The organism is Clostridium sp. 1001270J_160509_D11, assembly GCF_015667935.1.
GTDB lineage: Bacteria > Bacillota > Clostridia > Peptostreptococcales > Peptostreptococcaceae > Intestinibacter.
In genome coordinates this window covers 1-2,790 of sequence record NZ_JADPET010000220.1, presented here as the reverse complement: position 1 = coordinate 2,790, position 2,790 = coordinate 1, and the positions used below count along the sequence as shown (strand labels likewise).

The following is a 2,790-nucleotide window of genomic DNA, read 5'->3' as shown; positions in this document are numbered from 1 at the left end:
TTATTTCATCTATAACCCATTTTAAAAATTCTCTTATAGATTCATCCTCATATCCTATGTCTATTTCTACATTATCTATTTTAAGTATAAAATAAGTTGTAGTTATATAATTATATATATCTTCAAATTTTTTAGATTTCTCGTACATTATAATATAATTAAATAAAATACCTTTATATTCATCTTTATTGATTTCTAATATATCTTTATATATAAATTTACTTAAGTCTCTGTTATTATAAAAAAATTCCATATCATCTCTAAATTCTTCATATAATTTTATTGAATTTCTTATATCTGATATTAGCCAATACGCCTTATATGCATCATCTTCATTGTTAGTCAATAATGACATTTCTAATTTATCTATTATTTTATATATATTTGGGACTTCTTTTATAAATAGTGGGTCTTCAGAGTATTTAGTTAATAATAATATAAAATCTGCATTTTCTTTAAATATATCTCTGTTTTTTGTTCTTGAATTTTTATATGTTTGATATGTTTTATTTATAACTTCTACTAAAAATAATATTGCATCTTTTACTAATTCTTTTTCATTTATAAAATCTTCATATTTAGGTGATAGTATATCAGATGTATATAAGTATAGATAATTATATACATATAATTGTAAATATGCATTCATATAATTGCCGCTTTGACATCGTTTAAATAGTGTAATACAATCATGACAACAATAGCTACAGACATCATCTTTGAAATTATTTGATTTTATAATTTTATTGATATCTTCGTAACGTATTATATCTTTGAAGTATTTATCTTTATTGTCATAAAACCATTTTATATCGTCTTTTCTATTTTCAAAAATATGTATAAATGTGATAGGGAATATGTTGTTATCTCTAATATAGTTTTTATATAAAGTTTCATCATCCTCAATCATACTAATAAGCATATCTACATTGGGTATTTCTTTTCTAAAGAGTTTGTCATCTTTGTATTTTTTTAACCCGATATAATCTTCTTTATAATATTTTATTTCTTTCATTAAATATTCACCCCATTTTTAAATATTATTAAAAAATGAAAAAAGCAGTACATTTTAAAAAGTAGATAATTAAGTTTTATTTATGATATTACTTGTACTTTTATACAACAGATTATTGATATCAATATACAATTTTGTAATTGATTATATTTCTTACTATATATTAACATATTTATGTAGATATAAACAATAAAAAAGATACTATATTGATGAATTATAGTATCTTTTTATAAGACGTGGGAAATTGTCTTTATTTATTTTTATACGCTTTGTTTAATTTCGTCTATAGTCTGTCCGATTATCTTTATACCTTTTTCAATTTCATCTTTTTCTAATCTAGAAAATCCAAGTCTCATAAAATTATTTTGGTTTTTATTTATAAAAAATACATCTCCTGGCATAAAGATAACGCCTTTTTCGTGACATTTTTCAAGGAGATATCTAGTATCTATATCTTTTAATTTAAAGAATAGGTGAAGACCTCCATCACCCAAAACATATTCATAATCTATGTATTTTTGAGAACATTCTAAAGCAAAGTTAAATTTATCGCCATAGTATTTTCTTATTTTCTTCAGATATTTATCGAAGTTGCTGTTTTTTAAATAATCGTATAATATACCTTGATCTAAAAATGATACATGCATATTTATACTTCTTTTTACACTGACTAATTTATCTATTAAGTTTTTATCTCCAAATATCCAGCCAATTCTCATTCCCGGGAATAAAATTTTTGAAAAACTACCTATGTAAATTACTCCGTTATTTTTATTATCTAATGAACAAATCGGAAAAATATGAGAACTAGAGTAGAGTAGCTCCTCATTAAATCCATCTTCAATTATAGCTATATTGTTTTCTTTCATTATATTATAAAACTTAAATCTATCGTTTGGAGATAATACAATGCCAGTTGGATTATTATATGAAGGTGTAATATATACAAATTTAATCTTACCTTTATATTTTTTTAGTGTAGAGTTTATACTTTCAAAGTCTAAGCTATTTTTATTTAAATCCATAGGCAAAATATTTAAGTTAAATGATTTAAATATTTTTAATGATACATTGTGTGTTGGATTTTCACACAAGATATAATCGCCTGGATTAGTAAGCGAGGATATTATTATATTTAATGCCTCTGTAAATCCATTAGTAATTAATATATCTTTATTTGTAGAGTCTACATTTTTTTTATTCATATATTCCATTAAAAATTCAATTAATGGTTTGTAACCTTGTGCATAGCCATAGTTTAATAGTTTATGGCCTTCTAAGTTAAATCTATTTAAAAAAGCGCGTTTTAATTCTTCCATATCGAATTGGTCACCTGCAGGTGATATACTTTTAAACGAAATTAAGTTTGATTTCCACTGGATTTCATTTTTAGAAGAATCCATTTCATTTAAAGCTTTAGTATATTCATTTTCGTATGAAGACCAATCTACATTCCAGCTAGAAGTAGTTATAGAAGATTGTTCTTTTACAAAAGTTCCCTGACCTTTAATAGAGTAGACAAGGCCTTCTGTTTTTAATTCTTCATAAGCGCTTAACACACTATTTCTACTTACATTTAAGATAGAACATAGTTCTCTAGTTGAAGGAAGTTTACTATTTATAGGGAGTAATCCCTTTGTTATTAAATCTTCTATATAGTTTTTAATCTGCATATACACTGGTTCTTCTTTATTTAATTCAAAATTAAAAAATAACAAAATAGGCCTCCTTTATTAGAAATTAAATATATGTATTATTTAATAAATATCTACATA

Annotated in this window: 2 protein-coding genes; both read right to left on the bottom strand. The window is 23.3% G+C overall.

Going from position 1 to position 2,790, the window contains the following annotated elements:
* Nucleotides 1–1,015: hypothetical protein (locus tag I4U58_RS13385; RefSeq protein ID WP_195931832.1), on the bottom strand; the 1,015-nt coding region annotated here is incomplete at its 3' end.
* 260 nt (nucleotides 1,016–1,275) lie between these two features.
* Nucleotides 1,276–2,688 carry a PLP-dependent aminotransferase family protein gene (locus I4U58_RS13380; RefSeq protein ID WP_343003693.1) on the bottom strand — a complete coding sequence of 471 codons (1,413 nt, stop codon included), beginning with the start codon at nucleotides 2,686–2,688 and terminating at the stop codon, nucleotides 1,276–1,278.
* Between the last annotated feature and the right edge of the window lie 102 nt (nucleotides 2,689–2,790).

What these genes read in the sequence shown, in the direction of transcription:
- I4U58_RS13380 (WP_343003693.1), bottom strand. Translation starts at nt 2,688, where the DNA reads ATGCAGATTAAAAACTATATAGAAGATTTAATAACAAAGGGATTACTC.